The organism is Nitratidesulfovibrio sp. 1201_IL3209, assembly GCF_036763125.1.
Lineage (GTDB): Bacteria > Desulfobacterota > Desulfovibrionia > Desulfovibrionales > Desulfovibrionaceae > Cupidesulfovibrio.
Map to the genome: position 1 here is coordinate 1 of NZ_JBAIYT010000073.1, position 728 is coordinate 728.

Annotated in this window: 1 protein-coding gene; it reads right to left on the reverse strand. The window is 49.3% G+C overall.

The window, feature by feature from the left end:
* Positions 1–9: 9 nt before the first annotated feature.
* Positions 10–687 (reverse strand): IS1595 family transposase, encoded by a 678-nt coding sequence (locus tag V6B97_RS17080; protein WP_333507709.1) that lies wholly within the window; start codon positions 685–687, stop codon positions 10–12.
* Between the last annotated feature and the right edge of the window lie 41 nt (positions 688–728).

A 728-nucleotide genomic window follows, 5' to 3' on the forward strand; every position in this document is an offset into this window, starting at 1 on the left:
CCTAAGGCTCTAGACCATCAGGTCTTTGTTTTTTGATACCAGTCGGTTCAGTTCGGCAATGAGTTGGGGCAGGGGCTTGTTGTAGCGCCATTCACATTCTTTGAGGTGTAATTCGAAGTTCCTCTTCACCCCATTGAATTTTGTGAGACGACGCTTGGTGAAACTCCAGAAAGCCTCTATCCCGTTAATATGAACACCATTCTCGGCAAAGTGTTTGGCTTTGTTGATGCGGAAATGCTTGTCATAACCAACATCGACCAAGCCTTCGTATCCTCGCCAACCATCGGAGTGCACGACGCTTTCAGGAGCAACTTTCCCCCGGATGACTGCTTGTAAGGACTTGGCCGAGCAGTCCGGCACCAGTTCGGTATATACGGAGCCGTTGCGCTCGTAGATCCCAAACACTGGCTGCTTGAGCGTGCCTCTTCCCCGCTTCCTTGGGCCTGGCCGTCCTCTGACCCTGGCGGGGCCGAAAAAACTTTCATCAACCTCGACAACACCCAGGATTTTTTCCTTTAAGGATGCCTGGTGAGCGTAAATCAACGTTCTGAAAGCCAGAAAGTACCTGTTCACGGTCTTTCTGTTGAGCTTCAGGAGTAAGGCCGTTTTGGTGGCATCAATATCGATGCAAAAGCATTCAGCAATTTTTCCGGTTTTGTATCGGCTTAATTTGCTGTTTTTAAACATGATTCTAGCCTATCAGGGCTTGGCCTGATGGTCTAGAGCCA